Annotated in this window: 26 protein-coding genes; 14 read left to right on the forward strand and 12 right to left on the reverse strand. The window is 58.5% G+C overall.

From position 1 onward, the window contains the following. Positions 1-279: 279 nt before the first annotated feature. The 3 genes from CFBP1590_RS11770 (at position 280) to CFBP1590_RS11785 (ending at position 2,132) form a co-directional block, all read left to right on the forward strand. On the forward strand, positions 280-573 hold the full coding sequence (locus tag CFBP1590_RS11770; protein WP_088235071.1) for a hypothetical protein: 294 nt from the start codon (positions 280-282) through the stop codon (positions 571-573). Between the two features lie 531 nt (positions 574-1,104). Next, positions 1,105-1,518 (forward strand): hypothetical protein, encoded by a 414-nt coding sequence (locus tag CFBP1590_RS11780; RefSeq protein WP_145958177.1) that lies wholly within the window; start codon positions 1,105-1,107, stop codon positions 1,516-1,518. A gap of 281 nt (positions 1,519-1,799) precedes the next feature. Further along, the gene (locus CFBP1590_RS11785; RefSeq protein ID WP_088235074.1) at positions 1,800-2,132 is read left to right on the forward strand and encodes a hypothetical protein; all 333 of its coding nucleotides are present in this window, start codon (positions 1,800-1,802) and stop codon (positions 2,130-2,132) included. A 29-nt stretch (positions 2,133-2,161) separates the two neighbouring features. Here CFBP1590_RS11785 and tnpB read toward each other — a convergent pair whose 3' ends face one another. From tnpB to CFBP1590_RS11800, 3 genes are all read right to left on the reverse strand, one after another. Next, the gene (gene tnpB / locus CFBP1590_RS28345; RefSeq protein WP_004882000.1) at positions 2,162-2,371 is read right to left on the reverse strand and encodes an IS66 family insertion sequence element accessory protein TnpB; all 210 of its coding nucleotides are present in this window, start codon (positions 2,369-2,371) and stop codon (positions 2,162-2,164) included. A 113-nt stretch (positions 2,372-2,484) separates the two neighbouring features. After that, on the reverse strand, positions 2,485-3,096 hold the full coding sequence (locus CFBP1590_RS11795; RefSeq protein WP_088235075.1) for a type II secretion system protein GspJ: 612 nt from the start codon (positions 3,094-3,096) through the stop codon (positions 2,485-2,487). Then, a complete protein-coding gene (locus tag CFBP1590_RS11800; protein ID WP_058431638.1) occupies positions 3,093-3,554 on the reverse strand; it encodes a GspH/FimT family pseudopilin in 462 nt (153 codons plus the stop codon). The genes CFBP1590_RS11795 and CFBP1590_RS11800 overlap by 4 nt, the downstream gene beginning before the upstream one ends. A gap of 83 nt (positions 3,555-3,637) precedes the next feature. Between CFBP1590_RS11800 and CFBP1590_RS11805 the strand changes: the two genes are divergently transcribed. Then, a complete protein-coding gene (locus CFBP1590_RS11805) occupies positions 3,638-4,069 on the forward strand; it encodes a type II secretion system protein N (RefSeq protein ID WP_058431639.1) in 432 nt (143 codons plus the stop codon). 5 nt (positions 4,070-4,074) lie between these two features. Here CFBP1590_RS11805 and gspI read toward each other — a convergent pair whose 3' ends face one another. Beyond that, complete coding sequence (gene gspI, locus CFBP1590_RS11810; protein WP_058431640.1) at positions 4,075-4,461, reverse strand: type II secretion system minor pseudopilin GspI; 387 nt, start codon at positions 4,459-4,461, stop codon at positions 4,075-4,077. 144 nt (positions 4,462-4,605) lie between these two features. Between gspI and gspG the strand changes: the two genes are divergently transcribed. From gspG to gspF, 7 genes are read left to right on the forward strand one after another with little or no spacing between them, the layout of a single operon-like run. Continuing rightward, on the forward strand, positions 4,606-5,055 hold the full coding sequence (gene gspG, locus CFBP1590_RS11815) for a type II secretion system major pseudopilin GspG (RefSeq protein ID WP_043305962.1): 450 nt from the start codon (positions 4,606-4,608) through the stop codon (positions 5,053-5,055). An 8-nt stretch (positions 5,056-5,063) separates the two neighbouring features. Then, the gene (gene gspK, locus CFBP1590_RS11820) at positions 5,064-6,044 is read left to right on the forward strand and encodes a type II secretion system minor pseudopilin GspK (protein WP_163005733.1); all 981 of its coding nucleotides are present in this window, start codon (positions 5,064-5,066) and stop codon (positions 6,042-6,044) included. Beyond that, a complete protein-coding gene (gspL, locus tag CFBP1590_RS11825; RefSeq protein ID WP_088235077.1) occupies positions 6,041-7,216 on the forward strand; it encodes a type II secretion system protein GspL in 1,176 nt (391 codons plus the stop codon). The genes gspK and gspL overlap by 4 nt, the downstream gene beginning before the upstream one ends. Next, entirely contained in the window at positions 7,209-7,778 is a 570-nt protein-coding gene (locus CFBP1590_RS11830; protein WP_088235078.1) for a type II secretion system protein M, read from the forward strand. Before gspL ends, CFBP1590_RS11830 begins: the two co-directional genes overlap by 8 nt. Continuing rightward, positions 7,775-10,132: a type II secretion system secretin GspD gene (gene gspD / locus CFBP1590_RS11835; RefSeq protein WP_088235079.1), complete on the forward strand. Its 2,358-nt coding sequence runs from the start codon at positions 7,775-7,777 to the stop codon at positions 10,130-10,132. Before CFBP1590_RS11830 ends, gspD begins: the two co-directional genes overlap by 4 nt. Continuing rightward, on the forward strand, positions 10,129-11,547 hold the full coding sequence (gene gspE / locus CFBP1590_RS11840; protein ID WP_029243444.1) for a type II secretion system ATPase GspE: 1,419 nt from the start codon (positions 10,129-10,131) through the stop codon (positions 11,545-11,547). Before gspD ends, gspE begins: the two co-directional genes overlap by 4 nt. Then, positions 11,547-12,758: a type II secretion system inner membrane protein GspF gene (gspF, locus tag CFBP1590_RS11845; protein ID WP_088235080.1), complete on the forward strand. Its 1,212-nt coding sequence runs from the start codon at positions 11,547-11,549 to the stop codon at positions 12,756-12,758. Before gspE ends, gspF begins: the two co-directional genes overlap by 1 nt. Before the next feature lie 61 nt (positions 12,759-12,819). Here the strand turns inward: gspF and CFBP1590_RS11850 are convergent, their stop codons facing one another. Further along, positions 12,820-13,959: a pectate lyase family protein gene (locus CFBP1590_RS11850; RefSeq protein WP_029243442.1), complete on the reverse strand. Its 1,140-nt coding sequence runs from the start codon at positions 13,957-13,959 to the stop codon at positions 12,820-12,822. 628 nt (positions 13,960-14,587) lie between these two features. Beyond that, the gene (locus CFBP1590_RS11855; RefSeq protein ID WP_088235081.1) at positions 14,588-15,904 is read right to left on the reverse strand and encodes a sensor histidine kinase; all 1,317 of its coding nucleotides are present in this window, start codon (positions 15,902-15,904) and stop codon (positions 14,588-14,590) included. Between the two features lie 150 nt (positions 15,905-16,054). Between CFBP1590_RS11855 and CFBP1590_RS11860 the strand changes: the two genes are divergently transcribed. After that, complete coding sequence (locus CFBP1590_RS11860; RefSeq protein ID WP_088235082.1) at positions 16,055-16,534, forward strand: nuclear transport factor 2 family protein; 480 nt, start codon at positions 16,055-16,057, stop codon at positions 16,532-16,534. 12 nt (positions 16,535-16,546) lie between these two features. On the opposite strand, the gene souR is transcribed toward CFBP1590_RS11860, so the two are convergent. The 6 genes from souR to CFBP1590_RS11890 form a co-directional block, all read right to left on the reverse strand. Continuing rightward, complete coding sequence (souR, locus tag CFBP1590_RS11865) at positions 16,547-17,560, reverse strand: transcriptional regulator SouR (protein ID WP_231991844.1); 1,014 nt, start codon at positions 17,558-17,560, stop codon at positions 16,547-16,549. Positions 17,561-17,617: 57 nt separating this feature from the next. After that, positions 17,618-18,964: an NAD(P)/FAD-dependent oxidoreductase gene (locus CFBP1590_RS11870; RefSeq protein ID WP_088235084.1), complete on the reverse strand. Its 1,347-nt coding sequence runs from the start codon at positions 18,962-18,964 to the stop codon at positions 17,618-17,620. Beyond that, positions 18,961-20,478 (reverse strand): aldehyde dehydrogenase, encoded by a 1,518-nt coding sequence (locus CFBP1590_RS11875; RefSeq protein ID WP_088235085.1) that lies wholly within the window; start codon positions 20,476-20,478, stop codon positions 18,961-18,963. The genes CFBP1590_RS11870 and CFBP1590_RS11875 overlap by 4 nt, the downstream gene beginning before the upstream one ends. After that, the gene (locus CFBP1590_RS11880; RefSeq protein WP_088236399.1) at positions 20,471-21,382 is read right to left on the reverse strand and encodes a dihydrodipicolinate synthase family protein; all 912 of its coding nucleotides are present in this window, start codon (positions 21,380-21,382) and stop codon (positions 20,471-20,473) included. The genes CFBP1590_RS11875 and CFBP1590_RS11880 overlap by 8 nt, the downstream gene beginning before the upstream one ends. Positions 21,383-21,628: 246 nt before the next feature. Continuing rightward, entirely contained in the window at positions 21,629-22,864 is a 1,236-nt protein-coding gene (locus tag CFBP1590_RS11885; protein ID WP_088235086.1) for an aromatic ring-hydroxylating oxygenase subunit alpha, read from the reverse strand. A gap of 178 nt (positions 22,865-23,042) precedes the next feature. Continuing rightward, entirely contained in the window at positions 23,043-24,026 is a 984-nt protein-coding gene (locus tag CFBP1590_RS11890) for a LysR family transcriptional regulator (protein ID WP_167383088.1), read from the reverse strand. A gap of 435 nt (positions 24,027-24,461) precedes the next feature. Here CFBP1590_RS11890 and CFBP1590_RS11895 point away from each other — a divergent pair, with 435 nt between their 5' ends. Both CFBP1590_RS11895 and proW read left to right on the forward strand, forming a co-directional pair. After that, the gene (locus tag CFBP1590_RS11895; RefSeq protein WP_088235087.1) at positions 24,462-25,499 is read left to right on the forward strand and encodes a quaternary amine ABC transporter ATP-binding protein; all 1,038 of its coding nucleotides are present in this window, start codon (positions 24,462-24,464) and stop codon (positions 25,497-25,499) included. Next, on the forward strand, positions 25,496-26,515 hold the full coding sequence (proW, locus tag CFBP1590_RS11900) for a glycine betaine/L-proline ABC transporter permease ProW (protein WP_269457933.1): 1,020 nt from the start codon (positions 25,496-25,498) through the stop codon (positions 26,513-26,515). The genes CFBP1590_RS11895 and proW overlap by 4 nt, the downstream gene beginning before the upstream one ends. Positions 26,516-26,556 lie beyond the last annotated feature (41 nt).

The raw sequence follows: 26,556 nt of genomic DNA on the forward strand, positions 1-26,556 counted from the left end.
TTAACGGCGCCAAGAGATCTGAACGAGCAGACTTTGTGGAACAGAGTGATACAAAATTCTTCTGCTGGTCGTGATACAAAACTAGCGGGCGATAAAGATTCCCGCGGAGTGAGGGATGGAGAAAAGCGGAAGTAAGTCACCGTCTACCTAACGGAGAAAATATACCCATCCACTACCAGTACAACTCCGTAACCGGTAAATCATACGATATGAAAATTACTACGCCGCAACAGCTGCCCCCCTGTGCTGCAGCCCGGTAGAGCTATTGAGTGATGTGGAATGATTATTCGAGAAATTGGGCGAGAAGAGCCTGTACAGGTGTTTGGGATTTACTGGATAGAGAACGAGCGTTTTTACTGGGTCATTCCTTATGATGGCTACGGTGGCCTGATGGCACTCAGCGATAGAGAAGTCAATGTTGTTGACTCTTCTTTGTCAAGTGATCTCATCCTCTGCAAGGATGGTGGGGGAGGGGACATGATTCTGCATTGGGCAGCGGAAGATTTAATTGAAAAACTTGTGGGGCGTGATCCACTAGCAATGGTCGAGTTCTTAGAACGCATAAAAGGCTGATGGTGCAAAAGAGATTGGCGCTCCTGCGAAAGTCGATTATTCAAATGTTGAAAATCCGCCAAATATCGGCCCCGGTAAAGAATTTGCTTTGCGGCAAAAACAAGAGGCGTTGGGATTGAATAAAGCAGCCAACGACGGCGTAGTTAAATCCGATGCCGGTGGTGCTGTCTTAATCAAACTACAAAAAAGTCAGCGCGGTGTAACTCCAGATCCTAGCGAGTGGCCGTTTGACCACATAAAACCAAAAAATTGTAATGGTAAAATTTCAGTTCATATCTCCCAATCATATCTCCACAAGAGACTAGGGCTAAATCTGACAAATAGGCGGTCCTAGATGGATAGTTCAATTCTATACATAAACGAGCTACCTTCAGTTGAGCGTGTTAAATATGTGGCCCAAGGCCTTGCGCTGTTGGATGCTATAATCATGCCCGAGTGGGAGTGCAGATGTTTCTCATTCAACTGTAATTGGGATGGAGCGGGGCAAGAAATGATGGGCTCGATGAGGGACGGTTCGGGGCTGAGTATTTTTTGCACTTTACCGATGCAGGTGTTGCGGGAAAAGTTATGTTTGGTTCTCCACTATCTAATGTGTCTAAATGTTTGAATGCCATGCCCGAGGCGTTTCAGCGATTTAAAGTTGAACCAGCGTTCTCTACGAGTTTTGCAAGTCTGTTTTTTTGGCGTGATCTCAAACAGCCATCGTGGTGTGCGTTGCCGGAAGGGTTGAAAAAGTATCCGCTGCTGGGTTTTTTAGCGGGAAGTATTGCGGCTTATAAAATTTTAGCTGAGGACTACTATGAAAAAAGCATCGATGCAATCGTGCTTGAGGAAGTGTTTACATCGCTAGACGTTACCGCTGATCAGCTAATGGTACTTAACCCTAAGATAGAATTAGCTGACTTGGCCGATGATGTTAAAGAGATTTTAGGTCGTGCGCTTTGATTTTTAGATTGTTAGATCGGGGCAAATGGCATTCAGAAGGTTCCATGTTTGGGAGGTGTGGATGATTTCTTTACATTGCAATCGACTAGTCTCAATAAAAGGCTGGGACAAAAATTGGTGAGAGCCGTTTACCGTATGAAGCAAGTATTGTTGTTGTAGAACGGTCTATGCAACGGTTGAAGAAACCCTAGGGAAACTTTGAAGTAAGGCTACTTATGTCCTTAATTTGGATGGTACTCTTAACCCTGAAAAGACAAAAGCTCCACTCGGAAGGACTATAAATGACGCGCATGAATGATGTGAAGAAAATAATCTCTGCTCTTATTTCAAAAAATAAGATAGATTTTTGCCACGACGGCTGGAGTGCTAACTATAGGCAGGACTGGGATGAGGAACTTTCAAAGGATTTGCGCCTTGCTTTTGATGATGTTGAAAAATTGATTGCTGGGGTAGAAAACAATGATGATGTTTTGAGTTTAGGGGCGCTCACTATGGCTCGCATTAGATTTTTAACGCTTTCAGATTACTTTTTAAATATTCATGAGGACTTAGAAAAAATGCTTGTGATCTACAGGGATAAGAATATTGAAATTCCTGAGGATTATAAGTACTGATTGGAGGTTTTGGTCTGGCGGTCAGGCGCTTATGATTGGAGAAAAATATTAAAGCTCTCGTTTTTGTTGGGGGAATAGCGTTGTTGTCGCTTGTTGAGGAAAACGAAAAGTACCGGGTCGAACACGTCAATCCTGATATCCGGTTCGACCAGCGCAGCCATGCCGTCAATGGATTTTCTAAAGTCGACGGTCTTGGGGTAGAGGTACACTTTCTCGACTTGAGCGTTGAGTCGCATCATGGTAGATGGGCTTCTGAAAAAATCGGGAATCCAGCTTCCGGCATTAGCTTAGCGTTTTGATTGGTGTTCATGGAGCGGTTACTGTAGTAGATCGGAGCGTCCCTAAACCCCCATCAATCCAAATTCCCAACCACCTTCCTATACTCCTCCCGCCCCCGACCCGTCTCCCGAGTCAATCGAATCTCGATCCCTTTAGGATTATTCTCCCGATTACCATCAAGCGTGTGCCAGTCATTGTCCGTCTTCCAGATCCGTGTCTGCATATCCACGATACTCCCAAGCACCGCAACCCCTTCCTTGGGCGCAGGCAGTGGATATCGATCACTCGGCAGGCCCATGGCCCGATAGAGCGTTCCGTCTTTCAGCCACCAGCGCACGCGTTGCAGGCCTTCGCCCGATACGGCGGCACTGCGAATCACGTCCAGACGGAACTCACCCGTGTCAGCGGCACGCACACTGACTGCTGCCGGGGCCTGAGATCGGTCGTTCTGATCGCCGTCCAGGTCCGGTTCCTGCATTTCGATGCTGGCGCGCAGGGCCATGTCGCGCTCCAGCTGATTGAAGGCTCGCAATAAGGACTCGGTCTGTTCGGTGTTTTCACGCAGTCGGGCGTCGGTGCGGGTCACGCTGTCCAGGCCGCGCCAAGCGATCAGGCTGACGATGGACATCAGCAGAATCGCGACCATCACTTCGAGCAGGGTAAAGCCACGCTGATGTTTGTTCATGGCGTACTGAACACGTTCAACTGACCCAAGGCCGAACGCTCTACGCCCAGCGTGTGTTCGCCATCGGAGAGGCGGATGTGCAGCACCGGCGTGATCCATTCGGCGTTCAGGACGACGGATTGGCGAGGCTGGATCTGCACGCGCATGGACGGGGTTTCCCAGGTGCGCGGATGCAGGTGCGGGTCGTCTGTGAAGTGATCAAAACCGGTGCCTTGTTCGTCGCGGCGCTGGAAAACGAAGCCTTTGCCATCGGCCAGCCAGGTGATCGGGCGGCCGTCGGCGCGGGCCTCGGCCTGGGCGATCTGCAGCAGTTGCGCCAGTCGTTGGCTGTCCTTGCGCAGCAGTGCGTCGGCATCGGGTTTGATGCTCAGGCTGACGGCGGCACTGGCAATGCCGATGATGACCAGCACGACCATCAGTTCGATCAAGGTGAAGCCCTGTTGCCTGTCCATGGTCATGAAGCCGGGGTCCTTGGTTGAGCCGCTATACCGACGCGCAGTCTGATGTAGACTCTGGTTCCAGACGAACAGGAGGTTCAGTCATGGCAGTTGCTTTTGGTGTATCGGCTCCGCGATTGTTGCAGTCAGCGGCCTTGCTTGCGGCGTTGGCAGGCGTGGTGGTCTGGTCTTCGTTATTGATGACATCGGCTCAATCGTCCGCGCCTGTGCAGACGAGCGTAACCCAGGAAGGCGGTTCCGCCAGCCCGGCAAGGCAATGGTTTGCCAATCAGCCTTCGCAAGTGCAGATCAGTGTGTCCGGTGTCATGGCGGGCGCGCGAGGTGCGGTGGCGGTTGTCCGGCTCAATGATGGTCCGGCGCGCAGCGTGATGGCGGGCGAGCGACTGGCGAGGGATGTACGTCTGGTCGCGATAGAAGCTGACGGCGTGGTGATCGAGCGAGGATCGGAGCAGACCCGAATCAAGGTCAGCACGCTCTCCGAGGTCTCCGGGCTGCCGGACCTGATACGCCGCTGAATGGCTCACTGCGGCCTGACCCAGGGGCGGCCCAGTATTGTTTCCAGGCGCGCCAGCGGCGGCCCTTGTCGCTCACGTTCCGACACCCTTACGTTTACGCGCATCAGCGTGCCACCGGCCATGGCGCTCAGGGTCTGATCGCAGCGCAGCAGCAGACGTCCCTGATCACAATCGAGGGTTTTAACACCAGCCTTGAGCTGACCTTCGAGACGTAATTCCGCGAGTCGGTTCTGCGCGGCCAGCAGGGCGATTGATCGGTCACGCAGCAGGCCATTGCTTTGCGTCATCCCACCTGCAACACGCACCGCTGCCGACATGGACACAGCGATAATTGCCAGCGCGACGAGCACCTCGACCAGGGTGAAACCACGTTCCTTGTGTGTCTGTCCCATGGTGCCTCCTGGCGGACTACAGGGGCGCAGAATAGCACTGGTCCACCGTTCTGATGCGAACGCAAATCACTGAATATTTCCCTCGTCCCGTTTTATAGTTTTGTTACACTGCGGCGCTGATAAGGATTATCAAGGGAAGTAGATATGGAAGTCGCGCGCGTCACGCAGCGGCCTGCAGGCCATCGCGCCCAGGCTGGTTTTACCCTGATCGAAATCATGGTTGTGGTCGTTATTCTGGGTATTCTGGCGGCCATCGTGGTCCCCAAAGTGCTTGACCGCCCCGATCAGGCCCGCGCTACGGCAGCCAGGCAGGATATCGGCGGTTTGATGCAGGCGCTCAAGCTTTACCGCCTCGATCACGGCAGTTATCCCACTCAGAATCAGGGCCTCAAGGTGCTCGTCGAGCGCCCGGCCAATGTCAGTAAAAGCAACTGGCGCTCCTACCTTGAACGACTGCCCAACGACCCGTGGGGCCGCCCCTACAATTACCTGAATCCTGGCGTCAACGGCGAGGTGGACATTTTCTCCCTCGGTGCCGATGGCCAGCCGGACGGTGACGGCGTGAATGCCGATATCGGCTCCTGGCAGCTTTAAGCGCTGCCATGAAAAACGTCTTCTTCACTATGTCCCGACAGCGTGGCTCGGCGATCATCAGCGCGTTGCTGATCGCGGCAATCGTGGCGGTGATTGCGGCAGGCATGCTCACTCGTCAGGGCGTGCTGACCCGCAGCCTTGAAGCCGAGCAATCACGTGTGCAGGGCAGTCAGCAGTTGTTGGGCGGGCTTGAGATCAGTCGCCAACTGCTGTGGGACTCGCGTCAGCAGGACGCTTCGACGCGCCTTGATCAGCCGTGGGCCAGACCGATCATCATCGACGCGTCGAATGCCGAGCCGGGTGAGTTCGAAGGGCAATTGCAGGATCAGCAGGGCAAGTTCAATTTGCGCAACCTGCTGACCAACCAACAGGCGGACATCGGGCAGCAGCGCAGCTTCGAGCGCTTGTGCGAACTGATCGGCATCGATGCCGCACTGGCCCAGCGCATCAGTCAGCGGGTCATCGCGTCCTATCCAAGGCTGCTTTCCACGTCAATGTCGACGGGCTCGGCGAGCAGTTTCGACAGCGGTCGAGTGACTTCGCCCGGCACCGCGCAAACGCTTCTGCCAGCCACCCAGCCGATGCTGCGCAGCCTCGAAGACCTGCGTGGTATGGCAGGCCTGACCGAGGCCTCGCTAACGCGTCTCGACTACTACGTGAGTGTGCTACCGAGCAACACCTGGGTGAACGGCAACACGGCCAGCGCCGAGGTGCTGGCGGCGGTCATTCCCGGCCTGTCGTTGTCCAGAGCGCAGGCGGTGGTGTCCGAGCGCGACAGGGGTGTGTGGTTCGTCAACCGGGGCGACCTGATCAACCGGCTGCGGGTACCCAAATTGACGGTCGACAACCTCAACGTCGGCGTCACCAGTGAGTGGTTCATACTGCGTGGGCAGGCGCGTCCCCAGCAGCGTCAGGTCAGAATCCAGGCCTTGCTGCATCGCGTTGGCGACACGCTGCCACGGGTCATATGGTCGCGGGTGGGCATATGAGCCGCTTGCGCATCGCCTTGCCGCCTCTGCCTGAGTTGGCCCGGGAGACGACGGTGGCTTTCGCTCGTCTGGACCGTGCAGGCCGTGTCACCGAAAGCGGACACAGCACCTTGTCAGCCTTGGCCGCAGGGCCGAAGACCTCGGGCGTTGAGTGCTACCTGCACCCGCTGGACAGCGTCCTGACCGGTATCGATCTTCCGCCGTTGAGTGGATCGCGTCTCAAGGCTGCCGTCATCTGCGCAGCGCAAGGATTGATGCTCGGAAACAGCGATCAGATGCACATCGCCCACAGCGCCCGGGACGCGCAAGGTCATGTGCAGGTCGCCTGGCTGCCAAAAGAATCACTGGAGCGGCTGACCGGGTTGTTGAGTCAGATGCGCCTGCCATTGCGTGGGCTGTATCCGGCGCCGTTCGGTCTGCCGACTCCTGTAGCAGGGCAGATCAGCGCAGGTCTGCTGGAAGAGCACTGGCTGCTGCGTCACGGTCTGGATCACGCCGTGGTGCAGCCTTGCATTGAAGACCGGCTCGATGAGCGGCTGGCTTCGGGTGCCGAGCTTTGCTGGATTGGCGATGACGGAGCTGCAGACACGCAGACGTTGTCGGCAGATCAGGCATTGAGCGGCGTCGCGCCGGGCTGGAGTCTGCATGCGGGGTTTGGCCGCAATGGCAACCAGGTTTCCAGTTGGACACCCGCGCTGTTCTGCTGCGTGCTGGCGGTCGCCGTATGGACGTTGGGGCTGAACCTCTATGCCGCTCGCGAGGCTGCCCAAGGGCAGGCGCTCAAGGCCGGTATGAGTCAGCGGGTCAAGCAGGCATTTCCAGAACTGCCGGTGATTCTCAACCCCTTGCAGCAAGCCCGTCAGCAGTTGGCCGCACGCCAGGGCGGTGCCGGAAGTGATCCCGGTCAGCGTTTCACTCAGCTGATGCAACAAGCCGCCGAGGGCATGCCCTTCATGGCTGGCAGCGTGCAAAGCCTGATGTTCTCCGGGGATAAATTACAGTTGCAGATGCTGGATGAGACACCTCAGGTGCCCCTTGACAGTACCTGGCAGGATTCACTGAAACAGGTCGGGTTGAGTGTCAGTCGCCAGGAGCGCTTATGGACGCTGAGCCCGTTGGCTGAGTCCACTTCGGCCGAGAGCGACGAAGCTCAGGGCGACGATCATGAGTAGAGCCACGCTGAACCTTGCGAAAGCGCGCTGGCGATTCTGGCGTACCCGTGCAGCGACAGGCTGGTCTGGCCTGACGCGGCGGGAAAGGCAACTGGTGACCGGCGCTGCGTGGGTGCTGTCGGGTCTGGTGGTGTGGCTGCTGTTGATTCAGCCGCCGTTGCAGAAAATCGCTTACTGGCAGGCCGAGACGCCCAAACTGCGTACTCAGAAACAAACCCTCGAAACGTTGCTGCAGCAACTGCCGGCTACGTCCGCGCAAGTGTCAGGGCAGGGCCTGGAGCAGGCGTTGCGCGCCAGTCTGGAAACCGCCGGGCTGGAGCAGGTCTATCGGTTGCAGGCTGATACCGAAACAGGTGATTCGACCTGGCAACTGACGTTCAATCAGGCTCCGGCCGATGGCGTCATGCAGTGGTTGCTGGAGCAGCCGCAACAGTTTTCGCTTTACGTTACCGAAGCCCGACTGCAACGCGCAGACGGGGCTTCCGCACAAGCCTCGGCAGGTCACTTGTCGGGGATCGTTCGCATGGATCAGGCGCCCGGCGCCAGCAAGGAAGCTTTATGAAGTGGTCAGGCTTCAATGATGTGCGCCCGTGTCGCAAGGCGTTGCCTTTCGTGCTGCTGGCGCTGAGTGCATGCACCCACTCGACACCACCCCCGCCAATGGACAGCGAACTGGGCCAGCCCTTGGCCAACACGCAGCGCAGTGGTGACGCCTTGCTTGATCGCCAGCGTGCGCAGACCAGTGTGCCAAGTCAGCCCAGGGTGCAGCATCCGATCAGCACGCCCCGCAAGCAGAACGGCGGCCGTAGTCCTGCCGCAGCGCGCAGCATGCTGGGCAATCAACCGGTGCAACTCAATTTTGTCGACGCTGATATTCAGGCCGTCGTGCGTGCGCTGTCTCGCTCGACCGGCCAGCAGTTTCTGGTCGATCCACGCGTCACCGGCACCCTGACCCTGGTCAGCGAAGGTCAGGTGCCTGCCGTTCAGGCCTACGACATGCTCCTGTCCGCCTTGCGCATGCAGGGTTTCAGCGTTGTCGATGTGGGCGGTGTCGCGCATGTGGTGCCCGAGGCGGATGCCAAGCTGCTGGGCGGGCCGATCTACAGCCCTGACAAACCGGCCGGCAATGGGATGCTGACCCGCACCTTTCGGCTGCAGTACGAGAACGCGGTCAACCTGATTCCGGTCCTGCGGCCCATCGTGTCGCCGAACAACCCGATCAATGCCTATCCCGGCAACAACACCATTGTGGTGACCGATTACGCGGAAAACCTGACCCGCGTCGCGCAGATCATCGACGGCATCGACACGCCCAGCGCTATCGATACCGACGTGGTGTCGGTTCGCAACGGCATTGCCGTGGACATCGCCGGGATGGTCAGTGAACTGCTGGACACCCAAGGCGGCGACCCGACCCAGAAGATCAGTGTGATCGGTGATCCGCGCTCCAACGCCATCATCATCCGTGCTGGCAGCCCCGAGCGTACCGAGCTGGCGCGCAATCTGATCTACAAACTGGATAACGCCCAGAGCAATCCCAGCAACCTGCATGTGGTCTATCTGCGCAATGCCCAGGCGGGCAAACTGGCCCAGGCGTTGCGCGGTCTGTTGACGGGCGAGAGCGACAGCGGCGCGACCGATACTGCGCGGGCAATGCTCAGCGGCATGGGCGGGATGAGCAACAAGAATGAAGGGCAGGGCACTACCAGCACGTCCAGTGGCAGTGGCTCGGCAAGTGGTACAGGCAGCAACGGTTACGGTCAGGCTGGCGGCACGACAGCGAATGCGGGAGTCAGCGGTCAGCAGGGCGATCAGAGCACGGCGTTCACCGCAAGCGGGGTGACCATTCAGGCGGATGCGACCACCAACACCCTGCTGATCTCGGCGCCGGAACCCTTGTACCGCAATCTGCGTGAGGTGATCGACCAGCTGGATCAGCGGCGTGCCCAGGTGGTGATTGAAAGCCTGATCGTCGAAGTCAGTGAGGACGATGCCAACGAATTCGGCGTGCAGTGGCAGACCGGCAACCTGAGCGGCAGCGGTGTGTTCGGGGGTGCCAATCTGGGCGGCAGTGGATTGGTCAGTAACCCGGCTGGCGGCACGACCATCGATGTGCTGCCACCGGGGTTGAACGTTGGCGTGGTGAAAGGCACAGTGACCATTCCGGGCATCGGCGAGGTGCTGGACCTCAAAGTACTGGCGCGGGCGCTGAAGAGCAAAGGCGGCAGCAACGTGCTGTCCACGCCGAACCTGCTGACACTCGACAACGAAGCCGCGAGCATTTTCGTCGGCCAGACCATTCCCTTCGTCACTGGCAGCTACGTGACCGGCGGAGGCGGCACCAGCAACAACCCGTTCCAGACCGTGGAGCGCGAGGAAGTGGGTCTGAAGCTTAATGTACGGCCGCAGATTTCCGAAGGCGGTACTGTCAAGCTGGACATCTATCAGGAAGTCAGCAGCGTCGATCAGCGTGCATCGGTCGACGCCGGAACCGTGACCAACAAGCGCGCCATCGACACCAGCATCCTGCTCGATGACGGGCAGATCATGGTCCTGGGCGGTCTGCTTCAGGATGGCTACAACCAGAGCAATGACGCTGTGCCCTGGCTGTCGAACATTCCGGTACTGGGCGTGCTGTTTCGCAATGACCGGCGTCAGATGACCAAGACCAACCTGATGGTGTTCCTGCGGCCTTACATCATTCGTGACAGCGGCGCGGGGCGTAGCATCACGCTCAATCGCTACGAATACATGCGCCGGGCTCAGGGCAGCCTGCAGCCGGAACGCAACTGGGCGTTGCCGGACATGCAAGGGCCGCAACTGCCGCCAGCGGCGAAGGCGATTCCCGAATCGGTGGCCGCGCCAGGACAGATGCCACGCGCGACGATTCGCGCCGTGCCAGTCCCCGCACCATGACCGGGCTGCCTTACGCGTGGGCCAAGGCGCAGCGCATTCTGTTGCGGCTCAGTGAGCAGGGGGCGGTGCTGGTCATGTGCCAGTCGACGCCCGGCTGGGCCATCAACGAGGCTCGCCGACAGTTCGGGCCGGCCACTCTGGAACGTGTTGACGATGCACAGATGGACGGACTGCTCGCAGCCGCTTACGCCGACACGGGCAGCGCTGCTGCGGTGGTCGGTGCGGCCGAGAGCGAGGCAGATCTGGACCGCCTGATGCAGGACATCCCGGAAATCACCGACCTGCTGGATGCTCAGGACGGTGCGCCGGTGATCCGCATGATCAACGCGCTGTTCACTCAGGCGGCGCGGGACGAAGCCAGCGACATTCACATCGAACCCTACGAAAGCCATTCCGTGGTCCGCTACCGCGTCGACGGCACGCTGCGTGACGTGGTGTCGCCACGCAAGGCGCTGCATGGCTCGCTGGTGTCGCGGATCAAGATCATGGCGCAACTGGACATCGCCGAGAAACGTCTGCCACAGGATGGACGAATCGCGTTGCGGGTGGCCGGACGACCGATCGATATTCGTGTCTCCACGGTGCCCACCGGCCACGGCGAGCGCGTGGTAATGCGTTTGCTGGACAAGCAGGCCGGACGCCTGCAACTGGAAACCCTGGGCATGGACCCGGACCTGCTCGCCAGACTCGATCACCTGATTCGTCAGCCCCATGGGATCGTGCTGGTTACGGGGCCCACCGGCAGCGGCAAGACCACCAGTCTCTATGCCGCGCTGGCACGACTGGACGCCAGCACCAGCAACATTCTGACCGTCGAGGATCCGGTGGAGTACGACCTGCCGGGCATCAGCCAGATTCAGGTCAACACCCGCATCGACATGACCTTTGCTCTTGCTCTACGCGCCATCCTGCGTCAGGACCCGGACATCATCATGATCGGTGAGATTCGCGATCTGGAAACCGCACAGATCGCCGTGCAGGCATCGCTGACCGGCCACCTCGTGCTGGCGACGCTACACACCAACGATTCGGTGTCGGCGGTCAATCGGCTTATCGACATGGGGGTCGAGCCGTTCCTGCTCGCTTCGTCGCTGCTGGGCGTGCTTGCCCAGCGTCTCGTGCGCCGTCTGTGCCCGCACTGCAAGCAGGAAGACCCGGCCGTGCCTGGCACCTGGCGTCCGGTGGGCTGTGCGGTCTGTAATCAGATCGGCTACAGCGGTCGTACCGGCATTCACGAACTGTTCTGTGTCGATGACGCTGTTCGCAGCCTGATTCACAGCGGTGCCGACGAACAGGCTTTGCGCGTGGCTGCACGCCATGCCGGGATGTTGAGCATGCGCGAGGATGGCAGTCGCTGGGTGCGCAGTGGCACCACGGCGCCTGAAGAAATTCTGCGCGTCACACGGGACGTCTGATGAATCGCTATCGCTACGAAGCCGCCAATGCACAGGGCAGAATCGAATCCGGGCATCTGGAGGCCGACAGCCGCAACGCCGCCTTCGGCGTTCTGCGCAGCCGTGGGCTGACGGCGTTGCAGGTCGAGCCGGAAACGGTCCGGGCTGGGAGTGGAGGGCGCGGGCTTTTCAGCGCCAGGCTTTCGGACACGGACCTGGCGTCGGTAACGCGCCAACTGGCAAGCCTGCTGGGTGCGGGACTGCCGCTGGATGAAGCGTTGACTGCCACGCTGGAGCAGGCCGAGCGCAAGCACATCATCCAGACCCTTGGCGCGGTGCGCAGCGATGTGCGCAGCGGCATGCGTCTGGCCGAAGCCCTGGCTGCTCGCCCCGGTGATTTTCCGGACATTTACCGGGCGTTGATTGCAGCCGGTGAAGAGTCCGGCGATCTGGCGCATGTCATGGAGCGTCTGGCGGATTACATCGAAGACCGCAACGGCCTGCGCAGCAAGATCCTGACGGCGTTCATCTATCCCGGTGTCGTAGGGCTGGTGTCGGTTGCCATCGTGATCTTCCTGCTCAGTTACGTGGTGCCACAGGTGGTCAGTGCCTTTTCACAGGCGCGGCAGGATTTGCCGGGCCTCACGCTGGCCATGCTCAACGCCAGTGATTTCATTCGTGGCTGGGGTTGGTTGTGTCTGCTGGGGCTGACGATCAGCGTCTGGAGCTGGCGGATTTACCTGCGCAATCCCGCAGCGCGCCTGAGCTGGCACGCACGTGTGCTGCGTTTGCCATTGATCGGTCGCTTCGTGCTGGGTCTCAATACCGCGCGCTTCGCCTCGACCCTGGCGATTCTCGGCGGCGCTGGTGTGCCCTTGCTGCGCGCGCTGGATGCGGCGCGTCAGACCCTGTCCAATGACCGTCTCAGCGAGAGCGTTACCGAAGCCACCGCCAAGGTGCGCGAAGGCGTGAATCTGGCCGCAGCCTTGCGTGTCGAGAAGGTCTTTCCGCCGTTGCTCATCCACCTCATTGCCAGCGGCGAGAAAACAGGCGCGTTGCCGCCGATGCTGGAGCGTGCCGCGCAGACCCTGTCGCGTGACATCGAGCGTCGCGCCATGGGCATGACGGCATTGCTCGAGCCGCTGATGATCGTGGTGATGGGCGGTGTGGTGCTGGTGATCGTGCTGGCCGTGCTGCTGCCGATCATCGAGATCAATCAACTGGTCGGTTGATTCGCCATGCAAAAGGCCCTCGATCAAGAGGGCCTTCTGTTCGACAGGTCAAAGGTCAGCGTCAGATTTTGCCTGCGCCAGCCTTGGCCTTGACGTCCGCAGCCACCTTGTCGGCGCTCAGCGGGCTATAGCTGTAAGGCGGGGTCCAGCCGATGCTGGTGCTCCACGGGCAGCTCAGGGCTGTGCCATTCAGGCGCGAGCCGCTGTCACGGTAGGTGCTTCCGCCGTAGTCGGCGGCAATCTTGTCGCAGCCGCTGATGCCGCTGATTTCGAAGGCGTTCTGCTCAGAGAAAATCTTCGAACTCTTGCCCATGCCATGCGCGTAGGTGAAGGGGTAGATTTTGTGGCTGGTGCTGCCCACGTGGTAGTTGTTGTACAGGTGCACTTGGCCGAAGCGCACACGCGGTGCGCGAGCGGAGATGTTTTCGAACAGCGTGTTGTGGATCGTGACCTTGAGCTTGCCATCGTCGGTGGTCTTGCTGTCGCTCGAACCGATCAGGTTGTTCTTCTCGTGGTTCTTGAAGATCGAATACGAGATGGTCACGTAGTTGGCGCCGTTCTTCACGTCCATGGCACCGTCGTGATGCTGCTTGGGGCGACCGTTGGCAGTGCCGTTCTGATCATCGGTGCGGCGGCCGTCGGTAAAGGTTACGTGGTCGACCCACACGTTGTTGGCACCTTCGACGGTCAGGCTGTCGTACTCGGAGTTCCAGTTGCCCGCGCTGCCGTCATCGGCGTCCCAGATCGGCTCCGGATCCCACGGGTTCTCGATGGTCAGGTTGCGGATGATCACATCGTTTTCCTTGGCGTAGAAGAAACCCTCACGGATTTCTGCACTGCTGCTGGTACCCACGATGGTGGTCTTGCCGGGGATGTCCAGGCGGCCCCGGACTTTCATGTCCGAGGTCTTGGTGTACGCCTTGCCTTCGCTGACATCGATCAGGCCGGTGATCTTGATGATGCGGCCGTTGCTGCCCACCGAGGCGGCCAGCGCGCTTTTCAGTTCAGCAGCGTTCTTGACGGTGAAGATGTCCTTCGCAGCAGCCCGTGAGCCGCCTTTGGTGCCGCCGTTCTGGGTGGCCCAGCCGGTGGTGGCTACATCGGTTGCGATATCGGCATGAGCAGAAAGACTGACGAGCATCAGCGAACCGAAGAGACCGCTGGCAAGTTTGATTGGCAGATTGTTTCGAGACTTAACCATTTAATCTGATCCTTGATTAATTTGAGGTACAACCCGCAGCAGACAACTGCGTGTCTCACCAGCAAACGTCCATTTGCTATTACCACTGCGCAAACAATCCGTTTGCTGCGACTTGAATATACGGGATAAGAAAACCGTTTATGAAGGTTGTATGACGACAATCTGAGTAAAAGAGAATATTTGCTATTCACATGCCTGGAAGTGTTGGGCGGATGACGGGGTTGTCAGCGGAGAAGGGCCGTGATTCTGACCGTTGCCGGGATTATTGGCTTATAAATCAGAACATTGGTTTTGTTACAGCAAGGCTTTGTATTAGGCGAGGTTCCGGGCTATCGGCGTGTCGATGTATGACGTCAGGTTAGATTGAGGTATCGATTGCCGTTTAAAACATGTGTAATAACGCGGGGTTGTGTGGGTTTGATCGATCAGCTATTTGGAAGCGCCAACTTTCCAACAAGCACTTGATCATGAGGTTAATACCCGTCCGGTAGTTGCCTGGAAGCGCGCTCTGGCAAACGATGAATGGACTGATATAAATGCGCCGAATGACGGCCATGCTGTGCTGCCCAGTGCAAAACATGGGGTGTAAGGCGAGGGTGTTTGCCGATGTACAGCGCGGGAAAGTGCGTTATTGAGGCGGGAGCAGGGCCGTCTCGATACGTCCAAGGATTCGCAGATACAGTTTCATGCAGGTCCCGTCACCGGGTGCGGTTTCGACACGCACGCCGCCTCCGGCATTTACTGCAAATTCCTGCACTTGGGCCAGACCCAGACCGGTTCCCAGCCCCGTCTTCTTGGTGGTGAAAAACGGCTCGAAAATCCGCGATGCCAGTTCGCCCGGCATGCCCGGACCGTTGTCGGTCACGCTGATCACCAGATAGTCGCCTTCGGGCAGTCGAAGGTCATCCTCGACAGCCTCCATGCGGGTCGCAATGCACGCCTTGCCAGGACCGGACATGGCGTCCCGGGCGTTGGCCAGCAGGTTCAGGATGGCCGCGTGCAACTGGGCTTCAACGCACAGTACGCCCCAGCCCGTGGCCTGAAGATCGAAGGACAGTTCCATCTCTTCACCGACCGAGCGCAGCAACAGATCACGCGCGGCATCAAGCCGCTCGCTGACGTCGATGCAGATCAGTTCCGGCCCGTCCTGACGCACGCTGGACAGCAGCCGAGCGACCAGTTGGCGGCCATGTTCAACCGCCTGCAGGCCGGTATCACTCAGGCTTTCCACGTCGGTCGGACGCCGCGCCCGCATGCGCACCAATTGCAGGCTGGCGCTCAGCGCCTGGAGAAGATTATTGAAGTCATGGGCGATGCTTGCCGTCAGCATGCCCAGCGATGAAACCCGTTGCGAATGGCGCAGGTTCCGCTCTGTGGTCCGATTATGGTCCTGAGCTTTTTCGAGTTCGTGCGTCAGCGCAGTGGCCCGCTGTTCATGCTGTCCGCTCAACATGCGCAATTGCAACAAGGCGGCGGTCTGGCGTGCCAGCGCCTGGAGCGCCAGACGCTGGGCATCGCTGAGGGTGCGGGGTTTGGTGTCGATCACGCAGACGGTGCCCATCGGCAGACCCGCATCGCTGCAGATGGGGGCTCCGGCGTAAAAACGGATGTGGGGCGGTCCCAGAACCAGCGCACTGTGCTCGAAGCGTGGGTCCTGTGTAGCGTCTTCCACGACCAGCACGTCGGTCGGTGCCAGAATCGCATGGGCGCAGAACGCGAGGTCGCGGTGCGTCTCGCGCACGTCCAGACCAATGCAAGCCTTGAACCACTGCCGCTCACGGTCCACCAGCGATACCAGTGCTATCGGCACATCGCACAGCGTAGTGGCCAGCAGTACCACATCGTCGAAGCCCTGTTCAGGCTCGCTGTCCAGAATGCCGAGATGCTCCAGCGACAGAATTCTGTCTGCCTCGTTGGCGGGGAAGGGCGCAGGACGGTGGGTCATGGGAAAGCATCGCGGGGAGGGCAGAATGTGGCCGTATGATGCCTGTAGTGCAGAGACCACAGCAAGATACTTCCGAGTGTCTGGTTTGGGGCTTGCGGCCTGTGACAAGGTCTGGTTACCTCAACAGTCAATCTGCCCGGAGACTTCTGCATGTCATCCAACGCCGCAACCCGTCCACCCCTGCCACCGTTTACCCGCGAATCGGCCATTGAAAAGGTTCGTCTGGCCGAAGACGGCTGGAACAGCCGCAACCCCGAGAAAGTCGCGCTGGCCTATACGCCAGATACCCACTGGCGCAATCGTGCCGAATTCATCACCAACCGCGAGCAGGCGCAGCAGTTCCTGAAACGTAAATGGAAGAAGGAACTGGACTACCGCTTGATCAAGGAGCTTTGGGCGTTCGACGGCAACCGCATCGCCGTTCGCTACGCCTACGAATGGCATGACGATTCGGGGAACTGGTTTCGCTCCTACGGCAATGAAAACTGGGAATTCAACGATGACGGGCTGATGGCCAAACGTTATGCCTGCATCAACGACCTGCCGATCCAGGAATCGGAGCGTAAATTCCACTGGCCGCAGGGGCGTCGTCCGGATGATCATCCGGGGTTGTCGGAGCTGGGTCTCTGAGAACCGTCGACGCTATTTGACCAGCCGCTTTTCCTTGGACGGTCGGTAACCGAAGAACGAGCTGTAGCACTTGCTGAAATGGCTCGGGGAGACGAAACCGCAGGCGACCAGCACCTCCAGTTGTGACATCTCAGTGTGTTGCAGCAGCCTGCGGGCTTCGGTGATTCGCAATTCGAGGTAATAGCGTTGTGGTGTCGTGCCCAGTTGCTCTCTGAACAGCCGTTCAACCTGGCGGCGTGACCTGCCCGAATAGACCGCCAGTTGCTCAAGCTCAAGCGGTTCTTCCAGGTTGGCTTCCATGAGCTTGACGACTTCGCGCAGCGGAGCGCTCACTGAAAGATTCACACTGGGCTTGACCCGTCGATAGCGTGATTCTTCAAAGCACAGAATGTCTTCGATGCCTTCCACCAGCGCCTTGTCATGCAATCCCTTGATCCATTCCAGCACCAGATGAAAGGCGCCGGTGGGGCTTGAAGCGGTGAGCCGGTCGCGGTCGATCACGTAGGCTTCGCTGGTCACGTGCGTGACCTTGGCGATTTCGGCCAGGGCAGGGCGATGCTCCGGATGAATTGCGCAGCGATAGCCCTCAAGCAGCCCCGCTGCGCCGAGAAACCATGCGCCGTTCCACAGACCGCCCAGCGTTACGCCGTGTTCAGTCGCCATCTGGAGCAGATATATAAGCTCCGGCTCCGCCTTGAGTTCCGTCCGGTAGCCGCCGCAAATCACCAGCAGATCAACGTTCTGAACGATGTCTGCATCCAGGCCCTGGTCCGGCCGAATCACCAGCCCCAGATCACTGACGACTTCTTCCGGCCGCAGACCGAGTGTGGTCGAGGTGAAAAGTCTGGGGCGCAGCAGGTTGGCGGTGACAATGGCGTCCAGCGCCTGAGTGAAGGCGGGCAGCGAGAAATATTCGAGCAGCAGAAAGGCGACACGGGTTATCGGCTTTTTTTCAGTGTTTGCTTCACCCAGATACCGGAGGTTCTTGCCGCGCATGGCGCTGCTGAATTGTCGTCGTGCAATCACCGCTCGGCTCACCTCAGGCTGCTGGAATCATGAATGTCGCTCTGCGGTAGCGGGCTGTCAGCCTTCTCGACCTGCTCGCAGTGCCTGCCAGCTTATGACTGAACGCACGCCAAGTCTTGTCAATATCTTCGGCGGCAGCTTACTGGGGCCGGGAGAGCTGCTGAAGTCATCGAGGAAACGCGAGTGCGTGCCCGTTGCCAGCTCGGCTGCAAGGACGCCCGCCAGTGTACTTTTGACGGTTCCCAGGCCGTTTTCGCAGCAGGCCGAGTAAAGATTTTCCTCCACCTCGCCGAAAGCCGCTGCGCTGTTGCGGCTAAGGCAGAGACGGCCGGCCCAACTGAACTCCAGTGCAACGGCTTTCAATTCGGGAAAGCGCGCATCCAGTGAATCTCGCTGCTCGCGCGCAACCTCCGCCACGCGCGCTGCAGTGACCTGAATGCTGGGGTCATAGGTGAACCGGGTACGAATGACGATCCGTGACTGGCCCTGTGCGGAGATCTTGCGCACGGTCGCGCCCATTGGGTCGGCGGGCAAGAGAGCCCAGCTGTCCCGGCCCGTCCCGCGTCCTTTGGCAACATCGTCCCTGAAGCCTGCCGTCATGGAGGCATAGGTAAATACATGCAGCAGCCGTCCCTGAAAGTGTCCGAAATCTTCAATGTGGCCATTGACCGCAAGAATCACTTTTGGCGCAGTGATGGCGCCCTTTGTGGAGCGTGCGGTCCAGTCCGCCCCTGATCGCGACAGCTCGATAATGGGCGAGTGTTCGTACAGACTGATTTTTGTGCTCAGACCGTCAGCCAGGTCGCGGATGTATTGCGCCGGCTGGATCACCACCGCGCCGGGCGTGAACAGTCCGCCGCTGTAATAGTCTGAACCGGTGATTTCACGCATCTGCGCCGTGTCGAGCAATTCGTAGCGCTCGCCGATGCTCTTCAACGACTTGGCGTAATTGATGTTCAGCCTGGCGCCGCGCGCACTTGCGCAGGCATTGATCTTGCCGGACGGATCGAACGTGGTCGCAGACATTCCGTATTCCTGGGCGGCCTTTGAAGCAAAATCAATGGCAAAGCGGTTTTGGGCGATTTCCCGTGATGTGGCCGACTCCCCGGCGACCGAATATTCGCCGGAGGAAAGGCTGTGCGGCACATCGATCATGAAGCCCGAGTTACGGCCCGCGGGCCCTTTGGCGATCTCGTGCGCATCGACGACGACAATGCTGTCGTCGGGGCGCAGTTGAGACAGTCTGCGCGCTGCGGACAGCCCGGCAAAACCGGCACCTATGATGAGCCAGTCCGCCGTCACGCTTCCATCAAGCGTGCGCACAGGAGTTGAACGAGTCGAAATCGCTTCCCAGCCTGAAACACCGGTGTCTACCGGGAGACGCTTGATGGAATGAGTGGTCATTTTACGGTCTCATCGACTGATCGATCAGACACATCGATCCAGATGGTTTTGATTTCGGTGTACTGGTCGTGGGCAAATACCGATTTGTCTCGACCGCCGAAGCCCGACTCCTTGTAGCCGCCGAACGGGGTCGAGGCATCGCCCTCGCCAAAGCAGTTCACCGTGACGATGCCGGCGCGGATCTCGCGTGACAGCTTGATGGCCTTGCGCAGATTGCCGGTATAGACCGAAGCGGCCAGACCGTACACAGTGTCATTGGCAAGGCTGATCGCTTCGTTGATCGTGCTGAAGGTGGTGACCGACAGCACCGGACCAAAGATCTCTTCCTGGAACAGCCGACTGTCACGGTCAACGCCATCGACGACGGTCAGTTGTACGAACGCGCCCTCCTGGGTGTCGCCGCCGTAAACAATATCCAGGCCACCGGTATGGGCGTAGTCGAGGTAGGACTTCACTTTGGCGAAGTGATCGGGGCTGACCAGCGCGCCGACCCGGTTTTGAGGATCCAGCGGATCGCCCATTTTCCATTCGCGGATGTAGGCGCCCATGCGCTCCAGCAATGGGTCCTTGATCGATTCATGGACCAGCAGTCGCGAGGTCGCCGAGCAGTTTTCGCCCATGTTCCAGAACGCGCCGTTGACCACCTGTTCGGCGACCAGATCGAGGTCTTCGGCGTCGTCCATGACCACGGCCGGGTTCTTGCCGCCGCATTCGAGGACCACGCGCTTGAGGTTTGAATCTGCCGCGTAATGAAGAAAACGGCGGCCGGTGGCGGTCGAGCCGGTGAAGCTGACCATGTCGACATCCTTGTGCAACCCGATGGGCTCGCCGACCTCCTTGCCAGTGCCCGTCACGATATTGAGAACGCCTGCCGGAACCCCTGCTTCGAACGCCAGTTCTGCGACGCGCAAGGTGGTCAGACTGGTCTGTTCGGCAGGCTTTACGATGACCGAGCAGCCTGCCGCAAGCGCCGGACCAATCTTCCAGGCCAGCATCAGCAACGGGAAGTTCCACGGCAGCACACAGCCCACGACCCCGATCGGCTCGCGAACCACCATGGTCAACGCATCGTTACCGACCGGAGCCGTGTTGTCGTAGAGCTTGTCGATCAGTTCGGCGTGCCAGCGAAGTGTGTGGATGGTGTCCGGTACATCGACCAACTGACACTCACGCACCGGCTTGCCGCTGTCCAGGCTTTCCAGCACCGCCAGTTCGTGACGATTGTTCTCCAGCAGTCTGGCGAACTTGAGCAGAATGTCCTTGCGCTCGCCGGGCGCCAGCAGGCTCCAGCGTCCGTCTTCGAAGGCTTCCCGCGCCTTGCTGACGGCGAAGTCCACATCCTCGGGGCCGCAGGCGGCCAGGTCGGTGAGGAATGCACCGGTTGCAGGATTGGTCGTGGCCAGCGTGCTGCCGGACAAGGCTGGCTTGAACGCGCCGTTGATGAAGGCGTTGGAAGGAAACGCCAGTGAGCTGGCGATGGCGGCATATTCATCCGCAGTAAGAAGATCACGCATGGCTGGCTCCCGAAGTGATGTGAGCGACAGTGCGCTTCACATTGGCGATGACGGTCTGAAGGCCGCGCTTGTCCTGCGCATTGAGCGGGCGAAGGGGGGCGCGGACGTCCCCGACTTTCAGGCCGTTCAACTCACAGCCGAATTTGATGCATTGCACGAACTTGCCGCCGTCCAGCGCATTCATCAGCGGCATCATGGCCGACATGATCTGGCGACCCTTGTCGAAGTTCTTCTCGATGACGCAGGCTTCATACAGCGCAACATGTTCCCTGGGCAGGAAGTTAGAACCGGCGCAGACCCAGCTTCTGGCGCCCCAGGCAAAGAATTCCAGCGCCTGATCGTCCCAGCCGCACGACAGGGCGATATGAGGAAACTCCCGGGCCAACAGGTGTACACGCCCCATGTCGCCCGAACTTTCCTTGATCGCCACAACGTTCTTGGACTTGCCGACACGAGCGAGATAGTCTTCGTTCATCTGTACGCACATGCGGCCGGGATAGTTGTACAACATGATCGGCATGTTGGCGGCGCGGTCGATGGTCAGGGCATGAATGGCATTTTCCTGATCGGACGGCAGGGCATAGGGCGGCGTTGTCACCAGAATGGCGTCGGCCTTGAGGGCCTTCGCGTCCCTGGCAAACAGCACGGCATCTTCAGTGCGTATGGCGCCTGTACCGATGATCAACTGGACGCGTGAGCCTATGACGTCCTTGGCACGAGCCGCCAGCTTGAGGCGTTCCTCGGCGGTCTGTGCGTAATATTCGCCGGTCGAGCCACCGATGATGATGCCGTGCACGTTCGCCTCGATCAGAGACTCAAGAACGTGCGGAAATACGTTCCAGTCAATGTCGCCATCGGGCGTGTGCGGTGTTACCGCGGGTGTGTAGATGCCTTCGAATCTCAAGAGAGAGTTCTCCGAATAGTAAGGGCCGAACGTCAGAGTGCACACGACCTTGAGGTCCTGGGCTTTATAAGCAAGTTGTTCGTTATCGCGAGTGTCTATCGATGATCAGTTTATTAACGCTTCATCGTGCCGATCGGGCGCAGAGTGCCTGCAAACAAACCGTGTGTTTGTCTGATTCGAAACGTGCGCGGCACTGCAGTGACAAACAAGACGGCGTATTATCAAAACACCGTCTTGTCGTGATCGTCAGCCTACCGATTTAAGTTTGATCGTATCGTTGAGTCGGGTCTGCATAATGTCGCAATACCAGTCATCAAACTGACAGACACCGTTTTCAGCCTTGGACGAGAACGGGCCGGGTTCGTAGGCGGGCGAATTGACGCCAACCTGTGCGCCTTCAACCAGCGTGCGGTCCTGGTCATTGGTCGCCAGCCACACCTTGGTCAGCCTGGCCAGATCGTAATCGACGCCTTCCTGTGCAGTCTTTTTGACAATCCATTTGGTGGTGACGAGCGTCTCGTTCGGGCCGAGCGGCAGCACACGGAAGCTCAGCGCGTGATCACCCAGAAAGTGGTTCCAGGTAGACGGATAATTGAAGTAGAGCAGGGCGCCGATGTCGGCTTCGCCACTGTTGTCCAGTCGGCCGTTCACCGCAGGCTTGCCATCCATGGTGTAACTCACGGCACCCGAGGACAACGGGATTCGTGTGATACGGAAGCGTCCATCCTTGCCCATGACCAGTCGACTCGGCATGCCGGCGGCTTCACAACGGTCCCAGTGTGCGGCCAGCTCAGGATCATCCGCACCGCCGACACCCGCTACCGAAAGGTTTTCGACGAATGAGTTCATCAACTCCGGGTGCGTGCCGTCGCAGTGGTAGCATTCGCGGTTGTTTTCGAAGACCAGCTTCCAGTTGCCTTTTTCGATCAGGTTTGATTCAAAGGCAACTTTGCAGTCATCCAGAATATGCGGTGCGAGGAACGGCGTTACTGCGTTCTTGAAGACCGAAAAGTCCGGCGCGATAGTCGCCACGCAGACATAGATATAACTCTCGACGATTTCGCAGTGAACGGGCTTCAGTCCGTATTCGGACTTGTCGAAGTCATCGCCCATGTTGCCCGCAAACAACAGCCTGCCGTCCAGCTCGAACGTCCATTTGTGATAAGGGCATACCAACTTGGCGACCTTGCCTTTCGCTTCCGGGCAAACTTTGGAGCCTCTGTGCCTGCAGGAATTGTGAAGGGCCCGAATCTGGCCATCGGCGCCGCGCACAACGGCAACGGGATACTCGCCAATCTGCAATGAAATGTATTGCCCCTGCTTTTCGATTTCGAAGGTGTGCCCGGCAAATATCCAGTCTTTGTGCCACAGCTGATCCAGGTCCTGTTGGTAGACATCCGGATGGCTGTACAGCGCCTGCGGAAGTGCATGGCGAGGTTTGCGCTGAGCGATAAGTTTCGAAACCGTTGAGCGAGTATCCACGTTTCCTGCACTCCTTGAGTATGAAGCGATGCGCGTTCGCCGCTGACCTTCACTGGGCCCCGACGGCTTTTGTGAAGATTACGTGTAGAAATCGACGTGCAACAAGAAACATTTATGTACGGCAATGCATAAGCAAATGTTATCGATCGGGCAGGTCATGCCGCGATTTATTCGAGGGTCACGCGCCACCTTGGGCGTTGGCTCGCGGCGTCTGGAAGTAGGCGAGCACCCAGTCGCGCAGCTTGCAGCAGGCCGGGTCGCTGGCTCTATCTTCCTTGAAAGCGAGGTAATGCTGAGAGTCCTTGTGCACCACTTCATTATTGATCGGACGAACCAGCGCGCCGCTCTGGATCGATTCGGCGACCAGATGGCTCCAGCCCAGCGCGACCCCCTGATGGGCCAGCGTCATATTGAGGACGACATTGTAATCATTGGCGCTGAACACGTGAGGCCGGTCATTGGGGCGCTTCTCGATATTGGTGTCATGAAAGGCGAGCCATACGCCCCAGTCGATATGTTCGGCCACTTGTGACCTCCCATAGGGGCTCAGGTTGAGCAGCGCGCTGTCTCTCAAGCCTTCCAGAGTGGAAAGCTCAGGGTGCTGATCACGGTACTGTGGGGTGCAGACCGGATAAATCACGTCATGAAACAGCGGATAGCTTCGATAGCCACCCTGAAAACTGGAAAACTTGGTGATGAAGATATCCGGAGTGACGCCGGGCTCCATCGACAGGAAGTTTTGCGTGCTGATGATATTCAGGTTGATGTCCTGATGCTCGCTGAAGAACGCGGGCAGCTTGGGTGAAAGCCAAAGGGATGCGAATGCGGGCGAGCAACACAGCGTCAGCTCCGATTTGCCGGACCGATGCGCGCCGACGCGTCTGGCGGCCTGAGAGATATTCACGAAGGACAACTGCGCAGCATCGAAGAACGCCGAGCCAGCTTCGGTCAGTTCGACCGCTCGCCCGACACGCCGAAACAACTCGACGCCCAGGTAAGTTTCGAGCTCTCTGATCTGGCGGCTGATGGCAGCCTGAGTAACGCACAGGGCTTCGGCGGCACGGGTAAAACTTTGATATTTGGCTGCAGCCACGAAGGATTTCACGGCTTTCAGCGACGGCATTTTCAGCAGGGTGTTATCAGGATCGATGTGCTTAACCATAACGTGGGGTATCCAGTCTTGCCGAAAACGTACGAGTGTCGAACCGCCTATCAGGCCTCTCATCAGTGTCTGTGCAGGTCCATGCACGGCGCAGAATAGCCGATGGGCTGGCCTTCAAACAGACATGAACTGCTTTGGCCGTCCTCTGACGCTGTGTAATGACGACGAAAGGCAGCCGGGCTGCTCGATAACCTGACGTTATTGATTGACTGGACGAAATGTTGTTAGACGAACCCGGACCAAGGTAATAACTTTGTCATCACGGCTTTCAACCAGGAAAAGCCGACCGCCAGCACATAATAATAAGAGGTCCGCCCAATGCTCTGTTTTTTCCCTTCATCACGTTTGTCTGCCGCGATACCAGATGTTCATTCTGGCTGGATATAGCCCGGCTATTTTCCTGTCTCTCACAATGCTCGCAGAAAGGAAGGGACTATGAGTCTTGGTGACGAAATACTCTCGGTCAACAACATCTACAAAGTCTTTGGCCCACAGCCGAACGTCGCAATGGATATGCTGAAACGCGGCGCAGATAAAAACGAAATCTTTAACAGGACCGGTCAGGTCGTCGGTGTATTCGACGCAAGTTTTTCGGTCAAACGCGGTGAGATTTTCGTCATCATGGGCCTGTCCGGTTCCGGGAAGTCCACCATGGTTCGTCTGTTCAACAGACTGATCGAACCCACCAGCGGCACCATCCACCTGAACGGCAAGGAAATCACCGGTCTGTCCGATGAAGCACTGTTGAACGTGCGTCGCAAGGACATGAGCATGGTGTTTCAGTCGTTCGCATTGATGCCGCACATGAATGTCATCGACAACGCCGCTTTCGGCCTGGAAGTGTCTGGCGTTGCGGAAGGCGAGCGGCATGAACGTGCCCGTGAAGCGCTTCGGCAAGTCGGCTTGAAAGGCCACGAATACAGTTATCCGCATCAGTTGTCGGGCGGGATGCAGCAGCGGGTCGGCCTGGCGCGGGCGCTTGCCAACGATCCTGCCATTCTGCTGATGGACGAGGCGTTTTCGGCACTTGACCCGCTCATCCGCCACGAAATGCAGGGGGAACTCATACGCCTGCAGGCCGAGCAGCATCGCACCATCATTTTCATCTCCCACGATATCGAAGAAGCCATCCGCATCGGTCATCGAATCGCGATCATGGAAGGTGGGCGCATCGTGCAGATCGGGACGCCTCAGGAACTGCTGTGCAATCCAGTCAACGACTATGTCAGGGCATTCTTCAAAGGCTTTGACGCCTCCAAGATTCTCCGTGCAGGGGACGTGGCGACACTGAGCCCGGAGCATCCCTACAACGCTGACTCGAGCAGGCCTACGCTGCAGGCGGATGCCGCGCTGCAGGACATTCTGCACATCGTGGCCAGCGCCGAGCACCCGGTGGCCGTTCTGGATGGAGATGGCCTGTTCAAGGGCACCATTTCCAAAAGTCTGCTGCTGCAGACCATGAGCCGTCACTGACAACGTCGACTGAGCGATTCAAAGGCTCAGCCCATCAGGTAACTTCCATGTCCGATTTCAGTTTTCTCGATCCGTTTCAAACATTCACCATTCCGCTTGGCCAATGGGTCGAGTTGATTCTCAACTATCTGGTGCATAACTTTCGGGAAGTGTTCCGCTCGATTCGCTGGCCGGTCGATCAGATCCTCAATGGCATTCAGTACGGCCTGCTGTCCATTCCACCCACGATTTTCATCATTGTGGCCACGCTGCTGGGATGGCAGGTAGGCGGGAAGCGCGTCGGCGCGCTGTGCTTCGTGACGCTTACGCTACTGGGACTGATCGGCGTGTGGAGTGATGCCATGACCACGCTGTCACTGGTGCTCACTTCATTGGTGTTCTGCGTGATCGTCGGCGTTCCGCTCGGCGTACTGTGCGCCCGCAGTGACCGGCTTGAACGCATCCTGCGTCCGGTTCTGGACGCCATGCAGACGCTGCCGGCATTCGTCTATCTGGTGCCGGTGGTCATGTTGTTCGGGATCGGTAACGTACCGGGCGTTCTGGTCACCATCATCTTTTCCGTCGCCCCGCTGGTCCGCCTCACCAACCTGGGGATTCGCCAGGTGCCGGAAGACAAGATCGAGGCGGCACGTGCATTTGGCTGCACGCGGCGACAGATGCTGGTCAAGATCCAGCTGCCACTGGCCGCGCCGACCATCATGGCCGGTTTGAATCAGGCCTTGATGCTCTCGCTGTCCATGGTGGTGATCGCTTCAATGATCTCCGTCGGCGGTCTTGGCCTGATGGTTCTTCGCGGCATCGGCCGCCTCGACATGGGGCTGGCGACCGTGGGCGGTGTTGGTCTGGTGCTGTTGGCCATCTTCCTGGATCGCCTGACTCAGGCGATGGGGGAGCGCAGCAACAATGCGATCAGGAAAGGTGAACGCTGGTACCACACAGGTCCTGTCGGCCTGCTGTTCAGGCACAGAAAGACGTCCGACGCAAAACAACCTTCCGAGCCATTAAAAGAGCATTAAGTGCCAGGCAAAGGACGTTGGAACAGTTTGATTCGCTGCAT

The organism is Pseudomonas viridiflava (assembly GCF_900184295.1).
Lineage (GTDB): Bacteria > Pseudomonadota > Gammaproteobacteria > Pseudomonadales > Pseudomonadaceae > Aquipseudomonas > Aquipseudomonas viridiflava.

Coding starts and splice junctions, on each gene's coding strand:
- CFBP1590_RS11770 (WP_088235071.1), top strand. CDS start 280: ATGATTATTCGAGAAATTGGGCGAGAAGAGCCTGTACAGGTGTTTGGG.
- CFBP1590_RS11785 (WP_088235074.1), top strand. CDS start 1,800: ATGACGCGCATGAATGATGTGAAGAAAATAATCTCTGCTCTTATTTCA.
- tnpB (WP_004882000.1), bottom strand. CDS start 2,371: ATGATGCGACTCAACGCTCAAGTCGAGAAAGTGTACCTCTACCCCAAG.
- CFBP1590_RS11795 (WP_088235075.1), bottom strand. CDS start 3,096: ATGAACAAACATCAGCGTGGCTTTACCCTGCTCGAAGTGATGGTCGCG.
- CFBP1590_RS11800 (WP_058431638.1), bottom strand. CDS start 3,554: ATGACCATGGACAGGCAACAGGGCTTCACCTTGATCGAACTGATGGTC.
- CFBP1590_RS11805 (WP_058431639.1), top strand. CDS start 3,638: ATGGCAGTTGCTTTTGGTGTATCGGCTCCGCGATTGTTGCAGTCAGCG.
- gspI (WP_058431640.1), bottom strand. CDS start 4,461: ATGGGACAGACACACAAGGAACGTGGTTTCACCCTGGTCGAGGTGCTC.
- gspG (WP_043305962.1), top strand. CDS start 4,606: ATGGAAGTCGCGCGCGTCACGCAGCGGCCTGCAGGCCATCGCGCCCAG.
- gspK (WP_163005733.1), top strand. CDS start 5,064: ATGAAAAACGTCTTCTTCACTATGTCCCGACAGCGTGGCTCGGCGATC.
- gspL (WP_088235077.1), top strand. CDS start 6,041: ATGAGCCGCTTGCGCATCGCCTTGCCGCCTCTGCCTGAGTTGGCCCGG.
- CFBP1590_RS11830 (WP_088235078.1), top strand. CDS start 7,209: ATGAGTAGAGCCACGCTGAACCTTGCGAAAGCGCGCTGGCGATTCTGG.
- gspD (WP_088235079.1), top strand. CDS start 7,775: ATGAAGTGGTCAGGCTTCAATGATGTGCGCCCGTGTCGCAAGGCGTTG.
- gspE (WP_029243444.1), top strand. CDS start 10,129: ATGACCGGGCTGCCTTACGCGTGGGCCAAGGCGCAGCGCATTCTGTTG.
- gspF (WP_088235080.1), top strand. CDS start 11,547: ATGAATCGCTATCGCTACGAAGCCGCCAATGCACAGGGCAGAATCGAA.
- CFBP1590_RS11850 (WP_029243442.1), bottom strand. CDS start 13,959: ATGGTTAAGTCTCGAAACAATCTGCCAATCAAACTTGCCAGCGGTCTC.
- CFBP1590_RS11855 (WP_088235081.1), bottom strand. CDS start 15,904: ATGACCCACCGTCCTGCGCCCTTCCCCGCCAACGAGGCAGACAGAATT.
- CFBP1590_RS11860 (WP_088235082.1), top strand. CDS start 16,055: ATGTCATCCAACGCCGCAACCCGTCCACCCCTGCCACCGTTTACCCGC.
- CFBP1590_RS11870 (WP_088235084.1), bottom strand. CDS start 18,964: ATGACCACTCATTCCATCAAGCGTCTCCCGGTAGACACCGGTGTTTCA.
- CFBP1590_RS11875 (WP_088235085.1), bottom strand. CDS start 20,478: ATGCGTGATCTTCTTACTGCGGATGAATATGCCGCCATCGCCAGCTCA.
- CFBP1590_RS11890 (WP_167383088.1), bottom strand. CDS start 24,026: ATGGTTAAGCACATCGATCCTGATAACACCCTGCTGAAAATGCCGTCG.
- CFBP1590_RS11895 (WP_088235087.1), top strand. CDS start 24,462: ATGAGTCTTGGTGACGAAATACTCTCGGTCAACAACATCTACAAAGTC.